We start from the raw sequence: 18,113 nt of genomic DNA, 5'->3' as shown, positions 1-18,113 counted from the left end.
GGAATTTATTTTAAGTGTTTAATATTAATTTTAACTCGTAATTTTTTGTATGAAAGATCAACAACTTGATGGCGGAACATATGAGATTATTCAGAGTCGTCTTCAAAAACAAAAAAAAGAGCTACTAAATAGGTTACAAAGATTAAATGACGCTAGAAAGCATGTGTTTGGTACGGTTGAAACAAAGCTTATAGCGAATGATAGAATTAATACAGAAAACAACTGTATAGCTAGAGATATTGTTTCTCTAGGAAACACCTCAATCTTTGGATACAATGTTCATTTTGGACTAAGAACAGATATTAAGTTATCGGATGTCTTTAGCGCTTATGAGTTTAAAGACAATCGTTTTCAGCCAAAATCACTAGATTTTCTTCATAATGAAACTTTCATAACCGACTTTACTAACTTATATAAGTATTATCGAAATACTATTTTTGCAAAATTTGCAATTATAGATAATTATCTTCATATGGTTTTCCAGTTAAGTGAGAGTAAAACCGATGTGAAAACTTTTAAGTGGTTAATAAAGGAAAATGGATTAGTATATGTTGATAATAGAAGTGAGCATGAATACAGGTTTCCAAAACAACACGAATTTAATTGGCAAGAGGTAACCAGAGATATGCACCGTTATGGGACGTACTCTCATATTTCTATTTTAGATAAAGTTTTTGTAGAAACCATTGGAGGTGACTTAACTATTAAGATAGAAGATAATACAGATGAAGGAAAAGGAATTCTTGAAGAAGCAGTAGAACATATTGATCAAACATTGGATGACGGTCAGTTTCGTTATGCTGATTTAGGAAACCTTATTTTACTTGAAATAAAACCATTTCAAGAAGAAGCACGTTATTTTATTTATAACCACAAATTACAAGAAGTTCAAAAAGTTGATAGTATTAAAGACTGTGCTGTGCTGTTGCCAGATCATCAAGGTCTTATTTTTCCTGACGGATATTATTTACAAACAGGTCAGTATAAACTTTTTGAAAACAATACTAAAGATGTAAAGTTTCAAGAGAAAATAGTTTCTCCTAATGGAGAAGATTTTCTATATGTGTTTTATGCAACAATAAGAGGACTTTACATACTAATGTCTTATAATATTATCGAGCAAGAGGTAAAAACACCTATTGTTTGTAATGGTTTTACAATTTTAGAGGATGGAGAGCTGTGTTATTTTAAAACAGAAAATGAGCAAACAAAACATCATGTTGTTCAAATTTGGCAAACCCCTTATTTAAAAACAGACAACATTCCTTCATCACATGAAGACACTTTGTTGTATAAGATTGGTAATAAGGATATTGTTAAAGCAATGGCAGAATGCCATGAATTAATAACTCTTTTAAATAAAGAAGATAGTTATGCAGGCTTGTACAATGACATAGCTAAGAAATCAAATGATATTAATAGTAGTTATTATTGGATAAACGAACATGAAACAGAACAATTAAGTATACCTGTTACAGAAATTAAAGATGCTGCCAATGCTGCGATTGATGAATTTGAAAAAGTAACTCAGTTAAAGCAACAAGCAGCAAAAGAAGGTAAGGTTATTCAAGAAAAATCGAATGTTCTTTTAAGTAAGATTAAAAGTACATCGTTTAAAACGATAGAAGATTTTGTTGAATTACTAAATGAGTTACGAGTATTAAGAGGACAGGTTATTAGCTTAAAAGATGTTCGTTATATAGCAATTGATGTATTAGAAAAAATTGAAAATTCTATTGAAGAACAAAGCACTATTATATCAAAAAGATGTGTAGAGTTTTTATTGAATGATCAAGCTTTAAAGCCATATCATAATCGTGTTCAAGAAAAACAAGAACAATTAACATCTATTAAAAAAGTAATAGATGCTAAGAAGCTTGAAAAAGAAGTAGATCAAATAACAACAGATTTAGAACTTTTAATTGAAATTGTAACAAATTTAGAAATAGAAGATACTTCCCAATCAACTAAAATTATAGATAACATTTCTTTAATTTTTGCTACATTAAATCAATTAAAAGCAGGAATTAAAAATACAGTTAAAACTTTAGGAAGTGAAGAAGCTAAGGCTGATTTTTCTGCTCAATTAAAACTTATAGATCAAAGTATTATTAATTACATTGATATGGCTACTACGCCAGAAAAATGTGATGAGTTCCTTACAAAAATAGCAATTCAGTTAGAGGAAATTGAAGGTAAGTTTGCCGATTTTGAAGAATTTATTTCCTTAATTATAGAGAAGAGAGAAGAAGTTCATAATGCTTTTGATGCTCGAAAGAGTACAATACTTGAAAAAAGAAATAAGAAAATAGAAGCATTAAGCGCTGCTTCTGAAAGAATTTTAAAAAGTATAGCAAAAAAGGCACAAAGTTACCCTTCAGTTGAAGACATTAACGGATATTTTGCTGCTGATTTAATGATTAACAAAGTTAGAGATATTGTTAATCAATTAAAAGATTTAGAGTCAGTTGGTAAAGCTGAAGCTATAGAAACACAACTTAAAGTAGCTAAAGAAGATGCATTAAGAAAACTAAAAGATAAACAAGAGTTATATGAAGATGGTGAGAATATAATTCGCTTAGGAAAACATAAGTTTGGAGTTAATAAACAACCGTTGGATTTATCAATAGTTTACAAAGATCAAACGTTACATTATCATTTAACAGGAACAAATTTCTATCAAGAAGTTGAAAATGAAATTTTACTTAAATCTGAAAAATATTGGAATCAAGAACTAGTTTCTGAGAACGATTTAGTGTATAGATCTTCTTATTTGGCGTATAAATTATTTACTTCGTATTCAACAAATGAATTATTAAAGCTAAACGAACAAGGTTTATTAGCGTTAGTTCAAAATGAAAGTGGAAGCTTGTTTGCAGAAGGATATGTAAAAGGCGTGCACGATGTTGATGCTTTTAAAATATTGTATACACTAGTTCATAAACATCACGAATTAGGTTTATTAACATACGCTTCAAACACTAGAGCATACGCTCAATATTTTTGGAACTCTTTGCCTAAAGAGCATCAAGATTATTATAATTTTTCAATAAAAGCATCAGGAGATGTCTTACGATTCTTTCCTGAAAGTAAAGAATACGATTTTTTAATAAATAAATTACAAAAAGAAATAACTACTCTTTCAGAAGAAACTTTATTGTTTTCTAAAGAGGTAGGAAAAACAATAGCTAGTTACTTATTTAACCAATTAAAAAGCACTAATTCATTTATAATAAGTGCTACTGCGTTAGGAATAAAAGAAGACTTTATAAAGTATCTAACAAAACAAGATGCATTACATGTGTTTAAAAGTAATCTTGAAAAGACTACAGATTATAGCGCAAAAATCCAGCTGACTAAACAATGGGTAAGCTCATTTATAACATCTATTGATGGAAATGAAAATTACACAGATGAAGTAATTTCTTTATTATTATTTCACCATGAGCCTAATGCTGTTTTACATGCAAACCCTGAAGAAACCATTAAAGAGCTAAGAGGAGAACACGATACTATTATTGAAGGAAATTTTGAATTTAATTATCATAGTTTTATTGAAAGATTAGAGGTTTTTTCAAAAGAAGACGTACCTAATTTTTTAGCATACAAGGAGGCGAAACACCTATTGGTAGAAAATTTAAAAGAGACATTAAAGTTAAATGAATTTAAGCCAAGAGTATTATCTTCCTTTGTTCGAAATAAGCTAATAGATGAAGTTTACTTTCCCTTGATAGGAGATAACTTATCTAAGCAGTTAGGAACGGTTGGAGATAATAAACGTACAGACAGAATGGGGATGTTACTTTTAATATCACCCCCAGGTTATGGAAAAACTACTTTGATGGAGTACCTAGCCAATAGGTTAGGATTAATCTTTATGAAAATTAATGGACCTGCCATTGGTCATGAGGTAACCTCGGTCGATCCGGAAGCAGCAACAAATTCAGCTTCTAGAGAAGAACTCAAAAAATTAAACTTAGCATTCGAAATGGGTGATAATGTAATGTTGTATTTAGATGATATTCAGCACTGTAACCCTGAGTTTTTGCAAAAGTTTATTTCTCTTTCAGATGGAACAAGGAAAATAGAAGGAGTATACAATGGTAAGCCTAAAACGTACGATTTAAGAGGAAAGAAGTTTTGTGTAATCATGGCAGGTAACCCGTATACTGAAAGTGGAGATAAGTTTCAAATACCTGATATGTTAGCAAACAGAGCTGATATATATAATTTAGGAGATATTATAGGGGATACAGCTCATTTATTTGAACTTAGTTTAATAGAAAACTCATTAACATCAAACCCAATATTACATCAATTAAGTAGTAAGTACTTTGAAGATGTTTATGCATTGATAAATAGAGTTGAAAACAATACTCAAGAGGATGAGTTGAAAGGAAATCATACCAAACAAGAAATTCAAGATTATATTTCGGTTTTAGAAAAAGTAATAATTATAAGAAATACAATATTAAAAGTAAACAAAGCTTACATTGAATCTGCTGCGAAGGAAGATGAATACAGAATAGAACCATCTTTTAAGCTACAGGGCTCGTATCGTGATATGAATAAGTTAGTAGCTAAAGTAGTACCAATAATGAATGATGTTGAGTTGAAAAGATTGGTTTTATCTCATTACGAAAGTGAGTCACAAACATTAACTTCTTCTGCTGAGGCAAACTTATTAAAATATAAGGAGTTGATAGGAGGATTATCAAAAAATGAAACAAACCGCTGGAATGGTATAAAAGAAATTTTTGCTAAGAATAATAAGTTAAAAGGCTTTGGAGGCAATAATGAAATGGTTCAAATATTAAATCAAATGATGTCATTTTCAGATAATTTAGAAGGAATTAAAGAAGTTTTAAGAAAAGGATTAGAAGATTAAAATGAACACAATTATTATTTTGTTAAGAGGTATTAATGTTTCAGGGAAAAATAAAATCCCTATGAAAGAATTAAAAGCTCTATTAGAAGAACTTGATTATAGCGATGTGAAAACCTATATTCAAAGTGGAAATATTGTGTTAAAAACGGAAGAGCATTTAAGAGAGGTAGAAAAAAGAATACATACAAAAATTAAAGAAAAATATGGCTATGAAGTTGCTGTATTGGCAAAAGAGATAAAAGAGGTAATAGAAATACTTCAAAATAATCCTTATAATCATTTGCCAGAAAAACAGCAATACTTTACCTTTTTATTTAATGGTGTTAAAGTAGAAGAGTTAGGAGTGGATGCGAAAGAAGATGAGTTTACGATTTTAAAAGATATAGTTTATGTGAATGCAGTAGGAGGATACGGAAAGACAAAATTGACAAATAATTTTTTTGAAAGAAAGTTAAAAGTTTCCGCAACTACTCGTAACTTTAAAACGACAAATCATTTAGTAGAATTAGCAACTTCATAAATGTCATTTCGACCAAAGGGAGAAATCTTACATGAAAAGCGCTTGGAAGTTAAAAAATGTAAAATATGGACAGTAAAGTAATCAAAGGAAAGGCAATACCAAGAGGAAAATTTCCGCATGTAAAACAAGTAGGAGATTTTATTTATGTGTCAGGAACCAGTTCAAGAAGACCAGATAATTCTTTTGAAGGGGTTGAGGTAGATGAGTTTGGTACGACCAACTTAGATATTAAAAAGCAAACCCAAGCGGTGATTGAAAACATCCGAGATATTTTACAAGAAGTAGGTGCAGACTTGTCAGATATTGTTGATGTAACGTCATTCTTAGTAAACATGAATGATTTTGGAGGGTATAATCAAGTGTATGCAAAATATTTCGATTATAACGGACCTACCAGAACAACAGTAGCGGTACATCAATTGCCACACCCACATTTATTGATTGAAATTAAAGTGGTGGCGTATAAGAAACAAGAATAAAGAACCAAGGACCAAGAGAAAAGAAATCTCTTTTCTTTTCTCTTTTTTCTTTAATCTGTGAGTGAAATGAACATTAAAAACTATATAAACGGAGTGTTTGTAGATCCTATAAAAAAACAATGGATCGATAATTATAATCCATCAATTGGAGAGGTTTACGGGCAAATTCCTAATTCAACTAAGGAAGATGTAGCGTTAGCATGTAAAGCAGCTAAGGAAGCTTTTCCGTCTTGGTCAAATACGACGTTGAATGAACGTAGAAGGATTCTTTCTGAAATAGCGAGTTTGATTCAAGAAAAACTTCCTGAATTAGTAGAAGCAGAGACAAAGGATAATGGAAAACCATTAAGTTTAGCTACAGCAATCGACATTCCGAGAGCATCGTCAAATTTTCAATATTTTGCAGATGCGATTACGCAATTTTCTTCGGAAGCCCATGAGAGCGTTGGGTTAGGGGCAATGAATTTTACCTTGCGTCAGCCTATTGGTGTGGTGGGGTGTATTTCTCCGTGGAATTTACCACTCTATTTATTCACATGGAAGATTGCTCCGGCTATAGCAGCAGGAAACTGTGTTGTAGCAAAACCAAGTGAAGTAACGCCTATGACAGCCTATTTGTTAGGTGAAATTTGTAATGAAGCAGGTTTGCCAAAAGGGGTATTGAACATAGTTCACGGATTAGGAACTATCACAGGGCAAGCCATTATTGAACATCCAGATATCAAAGCGATTTCATTTACAGGAGGGACCACTACAGGAGCACATATAGCTCGTACAGCAGCACCTATGTTTAAGAAATTGTCGTTAGAGTTAGGAGGAAAAAATCCAAATATCATTTTTGCTGACTGTGATTATGATAAGATGTTAGAAACCACAGTCCGTTCTTCATTTGCGAATCAAGGACAGATTTGTTTGTGTGGAAGCAGAATTTTTGTAGAAGAAAGTATCTATGAGCAATTCAAAAAAGATTTCGTTCAGAAAGTATCACAGTTAAAAATAGGAAACCCATTTGATACCGATACAAATATTGGAGCATTGGTATCGAAACCACACTTAGAAAAGGTAAAGTCGTATATAGATATTGCTGAACAAGAAGGCGGCAAAATTCTCTATGGAGGAAATACAGTTACCGTAAAAGGAAGTGAGAATGGATATTATTTGCAGCCTACCATTATTGAAGTTTCAGATAACCAATGTAGATTAAATCAAGAAGAGATTTTTGGGCCTGTAGTTACGATTATGTCTTTTAAAGCAGAAGATGAAGCTTTAAAGTTGGCTAATGGTGTAGTGTATGGATTGTCATCAACACTTTGGACAAACAATCTGACCAGAACCATGCGGATGTCTAAAGAATTGCACACAGGAATTGTTTGGGTAAATACCTGGTTGTTGCGTGATTTAAGAACACCTTTTGGAGGTCAGAAGGCAAGTGGAGTAGGGCGCGAAGGAGGTTTTGAAGCGTTACGTTTTTTTACAGAATCGAAAAATATATGTATAAAATATGAATAAGGAAATACGACAAAAAATAATTGCTATCTGTGAAGAGAAGATTGCTAAAAAAGGAGAAAATGTAGGGCTCTCGTTTTATGCATTTTTCAAAAATAAGAATGACAACCCGAAAGTATTAATGGAAGTGGCTACTTGGTGGATTCAAACGCATCAATTAGATCATTTTGAGAAAGCAGTTAAGATTAAACAAATGATTCAGAATAACGAATAAAGATGAATTTAGAGATACAACATAAAAATGCCTTGGTATGTGGTAGTACACAAGGAATAGGAAAAGCATCAGCTATACAATTAGCAGAAGAAGGAGTAAATGTAACCTTGGTAGCTAGAAATGAGGAAAAATTAAAAGTAGTTTTAGCTGAGTTACCAAATAACAATCAAAAGCATGGATATTTGGTAGCCGATTTTTCAAAACCAGAAGAATTAAAAGAAAAGTTAGCAGCAACTGATTTACAGTTCCATATTCTAGTAAATAATACGGGAGGTCCAGCTGGAGGTCCAGTATTTAATGCTAAAATAGAAGAATTTGAAAGAGCTTTTACAATGCACTTAAAATGTAATCATGTGTTGGTACAAGCTGTGGTTCCTTTTATGAAAGAACAAAATTATGGTAGAATTATTAATGTAATTTCTACTTCGGTAAAACAACCATTAGATGGCTTAGGAGTATCAAACACCATTCGTGGTGCTGTAGCTAATTGGAGCAAAACCTTGGCAAATGAATTAGGACAATTCGGAATTACTGTAAACAATGTATTACCAGGAGCCACTGGTACTGAAAGGTTGACTGAAATTATAAATAACAAAGCAGTAAAAACAGGAAAGACAATTGAAGAAGTTTCAGAGACCATGAAAAATGCCTCTCCAGCAAAACGTTTTGCGAAACCTGAAGAAATTGCCAATGCAGTAGTGTTTTTAGCAAGTGAGAAAGCGAGTTTTATCAACGGAATAAATGTTCCTGTTGATGGTGGTAGAACAAAGTCTTTATAAAAGAATCCTGCATAAAGACTTTTAGAAACAAGGCTATTTAAGTATCTTTAAAACAATCTTGAATTTGATGTCTAAAAGTTTAAAAATCTAAATAAAATGAGCAAGTTAGTACAACCTTTGAATTTCAAAAAATGGATAGATGAAAACCGTCATTTACTAAAACCGCCTGTAGGAAATAAACAGGTATGGGACAACGGTGAGTATATCGTAATGGTTGTTGGGGGGCCTAACAAACGTAAAGATTATCACTATAATGAAACACCGGAATTCTTCTACCAATTAGAAGGAGATATGGTATTAAAGATTATTGATGACAGCGGAAAGATGATTGATGTTGAAATTAACGAAGGTGATATTTATTTGTTGCCAGCTAAAGTTCCGCATTCACCGCAGCGAAAAGCAAACACAGTAGGTTTGGTTATTGAATATCCACGTGATGAGGGAATGATGGATGCTTTAGAATGGTACTGTGAAAGTTGTGGGTATCAATTGTATAGAGAAGAATTTGCGTTAGATAATATTGAAACCGATATGCCAATAATTTTTGACAAGTATTATTCTGATACAAAAAAATGTACTTGTGATAAATGTGGAACAGTAATGGAAGCTCCTAATAAAGCATAGATATCTTAATAGAAAAGAAAATGACAAAACGCAAACTACGAATAAACGGACATTCACATTTACTGCCTTACCCTGAGCAGATTCCTCAGTTTATGAAAGACAAAGGAATTTTTTGGGTAGATAAGGATAGAAAGTTCATGTTGCAAAAAGATTGGAGTCGACCAGTAACAGACTCTAGTTTCTTTTTGGATGAAAAACTTGAGTGGATGGATCATTTTAAAATTGACCATGCAGTTGTTTTAAATCTATCTCAGTTATACGGAAACGGATTACGTTTAGAAGAAATGAAGCAAGCGTTACGTTTTCAGAATGATTTTAATGCACGTGTTCAACATGATAATCCAGGTAAGTTTACTTGTGGTTTTGTGGTGCATCCAGGTTTTGTTCGTGGAGCTTTATGGGAAATTGAACGTTGTGTTGAGGTGTTAGGTATGCGTTTGTTGTGTTTACCAACGCATTATATGGATACAATTGGTACTTGGCGTTGTATTTTTGATGAGGAAAATGAACCGATTTTTGAGTTGGCAGATAAATATAATTTAGCGGTTGAAATTCATCCGTATGATGGTGAAAAATTTATCAAATTACAAAATACTTCGTGGCGTTTCCATTTAATTTGGATGTTAGCACAGTGTGCAGATGCATATCACTTTTTAACATTGAATGGGTATTATGAGAAGTACCCAAACATGCGTGTTTGTTTTGCGCATGGAGGACAACTAGCTCAAATGAATTTAGGACGTCGTATTCAAGGGTTTGATGGAAGACCAGATTTATTTGAAGGAAAAAGTCATCCAAGAAAAGCGGTAGGAAGTAAAAATATCTTCTTTGATACGTTGGTACACGATACAGGGTCTTTAGATTTGTTGATTAAAAACCAAGGCTCAAAACAAGTGTTAATTGGGTTAGATGATCCTTATCCATTAGGAGAAATGGAAAGCGAAATTCAATCATCATACCCAGGAAAAATCTTAGATTTAGCTATTGATAGAAACATTATTAACGAGCAAGAGAAGGATGAGATGTGGGAGGATAATGTACTACAATGGTTGTTTGGAGATGATGAAAAAGCAAAAAAAGATTTAGTTTCTAAAATCTTACGATAAATGGCTGAAGTAACACAGTTTCATAACTTACTGCATACGTGTATTTCTTTTATTGGAGCTGTGTTATTGTTGGCAATCTACTATAACATTAGGAAACGATTTAAAGAAGTTTTAGAAGATGGAAATTCAATAAAAAGAGTTGATAAAGGCCTGTTATATTTTAGTTTTGGAATGCTGGTGTGGGTTACCTCTGGTATTTGGGCACTTTCAGCAAATTATTTCACTTTTGAAAAAACAACTATCTATCAAATTGGAGTAAACATCTTGTCAACAGTAAATAATTTATTTTGGCTGATGGCATTATATTATGTACATGATGCTCCAAAGTTTATTTACAGAAATGAAAAGAATGTGAAAATTATAGGGCTTATAATTGTTGTTGTGGCTTCTATAACTTTGTTGTTTTCTTCTTTATATGGAAACAATTTTTATTACGGAGTAAAAGTAGCAGCGCTTCCAGATGTACTATTAACGACTTTTTTATGTTTTTTAATGGGAGTTTCTTTCTATAGAACTTTTATGTATAGAGATTTAAAATTAGTTGCTTTTATATCAATTATAGCAATACTATTGCTGTTCATTTCTCAACTATCTGATGTTTTAATTGGTTTTGATAATGAGTTTACAAATCAATTAATTAGAGTTGTAGCAAAAACATCGTTAGTATCGGTTTTTTTAGTATTGGCGACAAGCTGGGTAATACAATTAGCACATACACCAAAGCCCAATGAAATGAAAATTCAGTTTTTAGATTGGTCATTAATAAAGTTAACCATTCCATCTAAAGGAATTGTAAATGCTAAAATAGATTTTGGATCAAAAACAACGCAATATAAAAACCTACTAACATTTGCTTATAGAAGAAAATTTTTAGAGGCAGAAAAACAATCAATCATAGTAAATTCAGGAGGAGATATCAAAAGTCAAACATACGTTACAAGAATTATAGATAATATAAATTCAATTTTGAGGATAGAAGAAGAAAAATTAGAACGTAAAGATCTCATTACATTTATAGGTGAAAGTAAATATCGTTTGCGAATTCTTCCTGAACATATCGTTATTGATGAGGCATTGTTAGAAGAGTATAAACAGCAATTATAAACTATTTAATTTACCCAATAGTTTTATAAGTTTTCCTTTTGTTTTAGCGTATTCGTACTGGTTTTTAATTTCTTTCAATTTACTTTCTATTAATTTTACTTCTCTATAATTAATTAAAAAAATAGAGCTTTCTCCTAAAGAAAACTTACGTTCTTCACTTTTTACAATTGTATGATAGTCTTTTACAAGGTTTTTTAAAATATCATTTTGCTTTTTGTATGATGTAATTTCTTGCTCGGTAGCCGTTATTTTGTTTTCTAAAGAGACTTTAGTTGATGCAATTTCAAAATCGATATCTTGTAGTTTTAATTTAGCAAGTTTTAAGTCACCTCTAGATTTACGCAAGAATAGAGGAATACTCACTTGAAGAGAGTTTTTATAATTAGCAGTACTAAAGGCATCGAAATTATTCACTTTAGAAGCAAGAAAATTATATTGGAAATCTACTTTAGGTAATAGATTGTTTACTTTTAATTGTTTATTTATTTCTAGATTTCTTTTCTTTAACTCCAGTAGCTTTAATTTAGGGTGATTTTCAAATTCATTATCAAATAAGGTAGTTATTGAAGTGTTTAGGATAGTATCAATATTAGAAAAAGTAGTACTATCAGGAATCATTTCTTCCTTTAACTCCATAGGAATATTATTGCCAATCCATAAATAATTAGAGAGTTCTAGCTTAGATTTAATATATTTTATTTTCGCTTTTTCTAAGTCTAAATTTCTGTTTTTTAAATTGATATTAGCCTCTAAAGTGTCTATGGCAGGTTTGTCACCGGCTTTAAAACTCTTTTTCACGTTTTTTAACCTGGTACCTGCATTAGTACAATAATCTTTGTAAATATTATAACTTTGGTAGTACTGTAACCAGTTTAAGTATGTATTAATCGCTTCAAATAAAATATCGTTAACTAGTAATTGCTGCTCTAATTTACCTTGTTGCGTGTATAGTTTAGCTTGTTTTAAAGTAGCCATTCTTTTATTAATGAATAAGTTTTTGGCCAAAGAAACTGATATACCAACATTGTATAATCCATTTTCTGGAGTGTTATGTTCTGGATTCAAATACTGACCAGAGTTATTTTCATAACTACCTTTTAGCTCTATTCCATACCAAGTTGGAATTTTAAAGGTTGAATTTAGTTTTTTGTAATAGTCTTTACCTTTAAACTCTTTCCTGTTGTAATCCACTTCTATTTTAGGGTCAAAACCACCTCTAGCTTTTAATAATTTAGCCTCATTAGTACTTGTAATAAGTTCAGCTTGTTTTATAACCGGATGATATTTTTTTACATATCCTAAGTACTCTTCTAAGCTAAGTTGAGAGCTTAAATTATTTTGTGCAGTTGCTATAAAACTTAATAATAAAAAAAGAAGATTGTATCTTTTCATCTATTTATATTTAATTTTTTGAATCAAGCCTAAATTAAGAGTTTTTATAGCCTTCTTTTCTTGACTTTTTATCAGGCTCTTTGTTTTTTGGTTGATAGAAGTTAGGAGGGAAGCTATTAATCTGTCTCCATAACTCAAACCATATCGGTACATTTTCTAACAAAGCAATTGTTTTTGCACCAGAACCCACTCTAATGGCTTCAGGCCATGGTTCCTGTTTATTATTCGGAACAATTAAAACACGATATTTTCCGTTGCTACTAATAAAGTTTTCAATAGCTACAATCTTAGCGCCATAAGTTCCGTACGATACATTAGGCCAACCACTAAAAACCATTGCGGGCCAACCATCAAATTCAACACGTACCTCTTCACCAATATGAATTAGAGGTAAATCTATAGGTTGTATATACATTTCAACTGCTAAATCGTAATTTGCAGGCATAATGTTTACTAATTGTTCACCTTCCTTAAAAGTTTCTCCAATACCAGATTTTATAGCTTTGTTAATGTACCCATCTTGCGGAGCAGTAATGAATAACAAAGAACTTCGCTTACTATAATTAGCTAAACTAGTTTCTAATTTTGAAACCTGAATATCAGCTTCATAAGCACCAGATTGAGCGCTATACAAATTACTTTCGGTTTTTGAAAGCTTATCAGCATAAGAAGCTTGTGTGCTACTAATAGCTAATTGAGCATTGATAATATTATTTTTAGAAGTAAAGAATTTATTTTCTTGAGAAATTAATTTAGCGGATAGTTCTTGAAGTTTAGCACTTTTTTCTTCAACATCTTTTACAGCTTTTAGTCCCTCTTTTTCTAGGGTAGAAGTTCTATCAAATTGAGTTTGAGCGATTTTCTGTTTTATTTTAATAGCTTCAAAATCAATACTGTCACTTTTTGCTTTTAAATAAGCTTGTTTTAATTTGTTTTTCGCTTGTTCTAGTTTGAGTTTACGCTCTTTTTTAATAGCTATAATTTGATTTTCTAAAGCATTAATTTTATTGTTATATGCTTTAGCAGATAGTGTTTTAGAATTTAGCTGTTTACCAGTTCTTTCAGCAAGCTTAGTATCAAAATATCCACTTTTTATTTCTGAAATTCTTAAAATAGTATCTCCTTTTTTTACAAAATCACCTTCCTGTACAAACCATTCTTCTATACGTCCAGGTATTTGAGATTGTAATGTTTGTGGCCTTTGATTAGGTTTTAACGTAGTAACAAGCCCTTCACTAGATACATTTTGAGTCCAAGGTAAAAACAAGATAATTATTAAGATTATAGAAAAAACTAGTAAGAAGCTTTTAAATAACTTATGGTATTCTTTTGTAAAGATTTCTTTTCCAGATTTAAACTTTGTAATATCTATTTGATCTGAAACTGTGTTTTTTGATATATTTAACATGATTACCTATGATTTAAAGTTAGCGATACCTCCTTTTTTAAGGGTAATTTGTTTATTACATTTCTCCTTCCAATTTTCATTACGACTTACAATAATTAAACTCCATGGTTGAGAAACATCAGTAATAAAATCAATTATATTTTTAGCTTCACTTTTTTCAAATTGATCAAGAGGGTCTTCTAAAATGAGTAATTTAGGTTTCTTAATTATAGCTCTTGAGAGAATAATTTTTTTAGCTACAGTATAAGCAATAAGTTTTCCTTCTGGTTTTAAGTAGGTGTCTAAACCTTTAGGTTGTTGCTTTAAAAACTCTGTTAAACCTACAATTTTAAAAATGTTGTATATTTCTTCGTCAGTTATAGATAAATCCCCAAAAGTTATATTTTCTCTAATAGTTCCTTTAAATGGAGTTTCTTCAGAAAGAGACAAACCTAAATTAGACCTGTAATTATTAATAAAAATACCTTTTAAAGATAAATCGTTCACAAAGACATGTCCAGAAGTTGGTTCAATCAAACCAGAAATTAATTGAATTAAACTAGATTTTCCTGAGTTACTACTTCCTTGAATCAAGATTCTATCATTAGGGTTTATTTCAAAAGAAACGTTATTAATTACTGGTTCTGATTTGTTATTTACAACATAAGAAACATCTTGAAGTTCAATTTTAAAAGGTTTATCTTTATTGATGCTACTACCTTGTTGTGGTTCTATAGGTTTATCGATGACTTCTCCAAGTTTTTCTATAGATGTAAGTACATCATAAAAAGACTCAAGCCCAAGTATTAGTTTCTCCACAGAATTCATGATTAATATAATAATGATTTCGGCAGCAACAAACTGACCAATATTCATTTGCTGTGTAAGCACTAAAAAACCACCTATAAGTAACAAACCAGCAGTAATTATAACTTTAAAGCTAATCATTTGAATATATTGCATAACAAGCACTTTAAAGTGACTTTCTCTAGATTTTAAATAATTATTGACTAAGATGTCGCTTTTATCAAGAGCTAATTTTGTTTTTCCAGATAATTTAAAACTTATAATAGTTCTTGCTATTTCTTGTAGCCAATGTGCTACCTTGTATTTGTTTTTAGACTCTTTTAAACTTGTATCTAGTCCTTTTTGTGCCGTATATTTAAAAACAACATAAATTAAAAGCATAACCAAAAAGCCAAAAATGATAAAAAACGGATGGTAAAATGATAAGAGTAGTAAGGCAAAAACAATTTGTAGTATGGCAGAAGGAGCATCTATTAATATCTTAGAAATTCCTTTTTGAATCGTTAGTGTGTCAAAAAAACGATTGGCAAGCTCAGGAGGATAATAATTTCTCAATTCTATCATTTTAATTTTAGGAAAACGATAACTAAGCTCTATAGATGCTCTGGTAAAAATTCTTTGCTGAATAGTCTCAATAATCCTAAACTGCATTAATTTTAAAATTCCACTAAAAACAACACCAGAAGTAACTAAGATGACTAAAACAATCCAAGAAGCAGACACTTGTGCTGCTTGTAATAAATTTATAATAGCTTGTACCCCTAAAGGTAAAGATAAAGCAACAATTCCTTCAAAAATAGCGTAATATGCTATTTGTAAAGTGTCTTTTTTTTCTAGATTTATTAATCCAAGAAATCGTTGCCAAGGAGTTAGTTTATTTTTCTTTTTCATTTAAAAGTACGTTTAATGTTAATTCTATAAAGAAGGATGCAGTGCTCGTATTTTTATCACAATTAGTAAGTGATTTAAAGTGTAATTTTACAAATTGTTGATGTAAAATACCTTCAATTATAGTACTTGCTAGAGTTAAAGGATGCTTGTAAGAACTGTTGTAATTACTAATTATTTCAGCAAAACGTTTTACCACTTCTTTGTATAGCTTAAAGAACCCCTCCTTATTTTCGGTATCTACTTCTTTTGTAGAGTATGATTTAGAGTTTTCGTTGATTACAATTAGGCTGAGTAAAGCTTCATTAATATGTGAAAAGTTATTGTCTTGTTCCGTTTCTTTAGCAAGAACTTCAATAGCTTTAATTAACTTTTCTTTAGGGCTGCTAATACTGTAAGTCTCTATTACCAATAGGTATTGAATCCATCCCCAATACCAAGAAGTTAAGTAAACTAAAAGTTTATGTTTACTTTCAAAGTAACGATAAATAGAGCTTTCGTTAGAACCTATTAGTTTACCTAGTTTTTTAAAGTTGAAATGTTCAAAACCAATTTCTTCAATTAGTATGATACTATTTTCTATTATTCTTTTACCCAATTCAGAGGTTTCAGGGTCTTTTATATATATTCCTGAAGGTATTTCTATTTTTAAATTTGACAGTAAACTTTTCATAATTAAAAATTAATAGCGCAAATATAATAGTAAAACTATTAATATAGAGTTTGAATGTATTAATAAGATGTTAATTTTTACTATTAAATGAGGTTACAAAAAATTACAAAAGCTTATTTTTTGCTACAATTAACTACATACCTTCTGATTTTATATGTGTAAAAATATATTAGCATAAACTTAAAATTTATTGAAGATATGAATTCAAAAACTGATGTTTTAGGGCATCCAAGGGGACTTTTATATTTATTTTTTGCTGAACTATGGGAGCGTTTTTCTTTTTACGGAATGAGAGCTTTGTTGGTGTTGTATATGACAAAACATTTATTGTTTTCTGATGAAATGTCTTTTGGAGTGTATGCTGCATATATGTCGTTAGTATATGTCACCCCAATGATTGGAGGAATGCTAGCTGATAAAATTTTAGGGTTTAGAAAAGCTATTATTTTAGGAGGTGTATTAATGGCGCTAGGACACTTCTTTTTAACTTTTGAACACCCTATGTTTTTTTATGGATCACTGTCTCTAATTATTGTTGGTAATGGTTTTTTTAAACCTAATATATCTTCATTTGTAGGGAAATTATATACGGAAGGGGATAGTAGGAGAGATGCAGGTTTTACTATTTTTTATATGGGAATAAATATTGGTGGCGCTGTGGCTCCATTATTATGTGCATGGTTAGCAGAGTTATATGGTTGGCATTATGGATTTGTTTTGGCAGGAATAGGAATGTTATTAGGATTACTGGTTTTTAAAGGAGGACTTAGAAGAAATGTTTTTGAAGATAAAGGTTTGGTGCCAAATCAAAAGTTATATGAAGAAAAACAATTTGGAGTTAAAAAGGGAAACTTAGTAACAATAGCAGCACTTTTGTCTGTACCAGTATTTGCTTTGATAGTTTATTATCATGAGTTTGAACATTATTTGGTTTGGATTGTTTCGTTATTTCTAATACTATTTTTAGTGAAGATTTTACGAACGGTAACTTCAAAAGAACGTAGAAAACTTTCAGTAGCCATTTTTTTTACTGTTTTATATACATTGTTTGCAGCAATCTTTGAACAAGCGGGTAGCTCATTAACCTTGTTTGCTGATAGGAATGTTAATTTAGTAGGGATGAATGCTGCTCAAACAAATAGTATTAATTCAACTTTTATAATTCTTATGGCAATACCATTTTCAATACTTTGGGGCTATTTGCATAGAATACATAAGAATCCAAACTCTGTTATAAAATTTGGATTAGGTTTATTGTTTTTAGGTGTAGGTTTTATAACTTTTGGTTTATCAGGTTATCAAGTTGATGATTTAGCCAAAACTCCAATGATGTATTTAATTTTAGGATATTTTATACTAACAACAGGAGAGTTGTTTTTATCTCCCATAGGGTTGTCTAAAATGACAGAGTTGTCACCAGTAAAATATATTGCCTTTATTATGGGAGTATGGTTTTCGGCAAATTTTTATGGTCATTTTTTTGCAGGCAAAATAGCTAACTTAACTACTGTTGTTAATGGGAGCTTAGGAGTGTTTTCAAAAGGTTTTTTTGGTGAGGTAACAGAACTACTTACAGGTCTGTCTTCAAAAACTATAATGGAGCAATCAGAAGTTTTTCATCAATTATACTCATATGTTTCTGTATATGCTAACCTAGGAGTAATCTCAGTAATAATAGGTTTATTAGTTATAGCTTTTTATAAGCCAGTAAAAAAATGGATGTTTGAAGTACACTAAAAATAAAAA

14 protein-coding genes are annotated in these 18,113 nt (G+C 30.7%); 10 read left to right on the top strand and 4 right to left on the bottom strand.

Annotated elements, in window-relative coordinates; all coding sequences use genetic code 11:
- Nucleotides 1–49 precede the first annotated feature (49 nt).
- From C7448_RS08385 to C7448_RS08345, 9 genes are all read left to right on the top strand, one after another.
- The gene (locus C7448_RS08385; RefSeq protein WP_115900914.1) at nt 50–4,888 is read left to right on the top strand and encodes a DNA repair ATPase; all 4,839 of its coding nucleotides are present in this window, start codon (nt 50–52) and stop codon (nt 4,886–4,888) included.
- Nucleotide 4,889: 1 nt separating this feature from the next.
- The gene (locus C7448_RS08380) at nt 4,890–5,408 is read left to right on the top strand and encodes a DUF1697 domain-containing protein (protein WP_115900913.1); all 519 of its coding nucleotides are present in this window, start codon (nt 4,890–4,892) and stop codon (nt 5,406–5,408) included.
- A gap of 65 nt (nt 5,409–5,473) precedes the next feature.
- Nucleotides 5,474–5,887, top strand: coding sequence for a RidA family protein (locus C7448_RS08375; protein WP_115900912.1), 414 nt, complete (start codon nt 5,474–5,476; stop codon nt 5,885–5,887).
- Nucleotides 5,888–5,953: 66 nt separating this feature from the next.
- On the top strand, nt 5,954–7,396 hold the full coding sequence (locus C7448_RS08370; RefSeq protein ID WP_115900911.1) for an aldehyde dehydrogenase: 1,443 nt from the start codon (nt 5,954–5,956) through the stop codon (nt 7,394–7,396).
- Nucleotides 7,389–7,607: a DUF6500 family protein gene (locus C7448_RS08365; protein WP_115900910.1), complete on the top strand. Its 219-nt coding sequence runs from the start codon at nt 7,389–7,391 to the stop codon at nt 7,605–7,607. Before C7448_RS08370 ends, C7448_RS08365 begins: the two co-directional genes overlap by 8 nt.
- A gap of 2 nt (nt 7,608–7,609) precedes the next feature.
- The gene (locus C7448_RS08360) at nt 7,610–8,386 is read left to right on the top strand and encodes an SDR family oxidoreductase (RefSeq protein WP_115900909.1); all 777 of its coding nucleotides are present in this window, start codon (nt 7,610–7,612) and stop codon (nt 8,384–8,386) included.
- A 96-nt stretch (nt 8,387–8,482) separates the two neighbouring features.
- The gene (locus tag C7448_RS08355) at nt 8,483–9,010 is read left to right on the top strand and encodes a 3-hydroxyanthranilate 3,4-dioxygenase (RefSeq protein ID WP_115900908.1); all 528 of its coding nucleotides are present in this window, start codon (nt 8,483–8,485) and stop codon (nt 9,008–9,010) included.
- Between the two features lie 20 nt (nt 9,011–9,030).
- Nucleotides 9,031–10,116, top strand: a complete 1,086-nt coding sequence (locus C7448_RS08350) for an amidohydrolase family protein (protein ID WP_115900907.1) — start codon at nt 9,031–9,033, stop codon at nt 10,114–10,116.
- Nucleotides 10,117–11,220 carry a hypothetical protein gene (locus C7448_RS08345; RefSeq protein WP_115900906.1) on the top strand — a complete coding sequence of 368 codons (1,104 nt, stop codon included), beginning with the start codon at nt 10,117–10,119 and terminating at the stop codon, nt 11,218–11,220. It abuts the gene before it with no gap.
- On the opposite strand, the gene C7448_RS08340 is transcribed toward C7448_RS08345, so the two are convergent.
- From C7448_RS08340 to C7448_RS08325, 4 genes are read right to left on the bottom strand one after another with little or no spacing between them, the layout of a single operon-like run.
- The gene (locus C7448_RS08340) at nt 11,215–12,612 is read right to left on the bottom strand and encodes a TolC family protein (RefSeq protein ID WP_115900905.1); all 1,398 of its coding nucleotides are present in this window, start codon (nt 12,610–12,612) and stop codon (nt 11,215–11,217) included. The genes C7448_RS08345 and C7448_RS08340 overlap by 6 nt on opposite strands.
- 34 nt (nt 12,613–12,646) lie before the next feature.
- Nucleotides 12,647–14,020 (bottom strand): HlyD family secretion protein, encoded by a 1,374-nt coding sequence (locus C7448_RS08335; protein WP_115900904.1) that lies wholly within the window; start codon nt 14,018–14,020, stop codon nt 12,647–12,649.
- A 6-nt stretch (nt 14,021–14,026) separates the two neighbouring features.
- On the bottom strand, nt 14,027–15,697 hold the full coding sequence (locus C7448_RS08330; protein WP_115900903.1) for a peptidase domain-containing ABC transporter: 1,671 nt from the start codon (nt 15,695–15,697) through the stop codon (nt 14,027–14,029).
- The gene (locus tag C7448_RS08325) at nt 15,681–16,367 is read right to left on the bottom strand and encodes a TetR/AcrR family transcriptional regulator (protein WP_115900902.1); all 687 of its coding nucleotides are present in this window, start codon (nt 16,365–16,367) and stop codon (nt 15,681–15,683) included. Before C7448_RS08325 ends, C7448_RS08330 begins: the two co-directional genes overlap by 17 nt.
- A gap of 198 nt (nt 16,368–16,565) precedes the next feature.
- On the opposite strand from C7448_RS08325, the gene C7448_RS08320 reads away from it, so the two are divergent.
- A complete protein-coding gene (locus tag C7448_RS08320; protein ID WP_115900901.1) occupies nt 16,566–18,104 on the top strand; it encodes a peptide MFS transporter in 1,539 nt (512 codons plus the stop codon).
- The last annotated feature ends 9 nt before the right edge of the window (nt 18,105–18,113 follow it).

This window comes from Tenacibaculum gallaicum, from assembly GCF_003387615.1.
GTDB lineage: Bacteria > Bacteroidota > Bacteroidia > Flavobacteriales > Flavobacteriaceae > Polaribacter > Polaribacter gallaicus.
Note: the sequence above shows the minus strand (reverse complement) of the source record. Positions and strands in the feature narration are given on the sequence as shown.

Bases quoted from the DNA above. Each gene is read 5' to 3' on its own strand.
- C7448_RS08385 (WP_115900914.1), top strand. From the start codon at position 50: ATGAAAGATCAACAACTTGATGGCGGAACATATGAGATTATTCAGAGT.
- C7448_RS08380 (WP_115900913.1), top strand. From the start codon at position 4,890: ATGAACACAATTATTATTTTGTTAAGAGGTATTAATGTTTCAGGGAAA.
- C7448_RS08375 (WP_115900912.1), top strand. From the start codon at position 5,474: ATGGACAGTAAAGTAATCAAAGGAAAGGCAATACCAAGAGGAAAATTT.
- C7448_RS08370 (WP_115900911.1), top strand. From the start codon at position 5,954: ATGAACATTAAAAACTATATAAACGGAGTGTTTGTAGATCCTATAAAA.
- C7448_RS08365 (WP_115900910.1), top strand. From the start codon at position 7,389: ATGAATAAGGAAATACGACAAAAAATAATTGCTATCTGTGAAGAGAAG.
- C7448_RS08360 (WP_115900909.1), top strand. From the start codon at position 7,610: ATGAATTTAGAGATACAACATAAAAATGCCTTGGTATGTGGTAGTACA.
- C7448_RS08355 (WP_115900908.1), top strand. From the start codon at position 8,483: ATGAGCAAGTTAGTACAACCTTTGAATTTCAAAAAATGGATAGATGAA.
- C7448_RS08350 (WP_115900907.1), top strand. From the start codon at position 9,031: ATGACAAAACGCAAACTACGAATAAACGGACATTCACATTTACTGCCT.
- C7448_RS08345 (WP_115900906.1), top strand. From the start codon at position 10,117: ATGGCTGAAGTAACACAGTTTCATAACTTACTGCATACGTGTATTTCT.
- C7448_RS08340 (WP_115900905.1), bottom strand. From the start codon at position 12,612: ATGAAAAGATACAATCTTCTTTTTTTATTATTAAGTTTTATAGCAACT.
- C7448_RS08335 (WP_115900904.1), bottom strand. From the start codon at position 14,020: ATGTTAAATATATCAAAAAACACAGTTTCAGATCAAATAGATATTACA.
- C7448_RS08330 (WP_115900903.1), bottom strand. From the start codon at position 15,697: ATGAAAAAGAAAAATAAACTAACTCCTTGGCAACGATTTCTTGGATTA.
- C7448_RS08325 (WP_115900902.1), bottom strand. From the start codon at position 16,367: ATGAAAAGTTTACTGTCAAATTTAAAAATAGAAATACCTTCAGGAATA.
- C7448_RS08320 (WP_115900901.1), top strand. From the start codon at position 16,566: ATGAATTCAAAAACTGATGTTTTAGGGCATCCAAGGGGACTTTTATAT.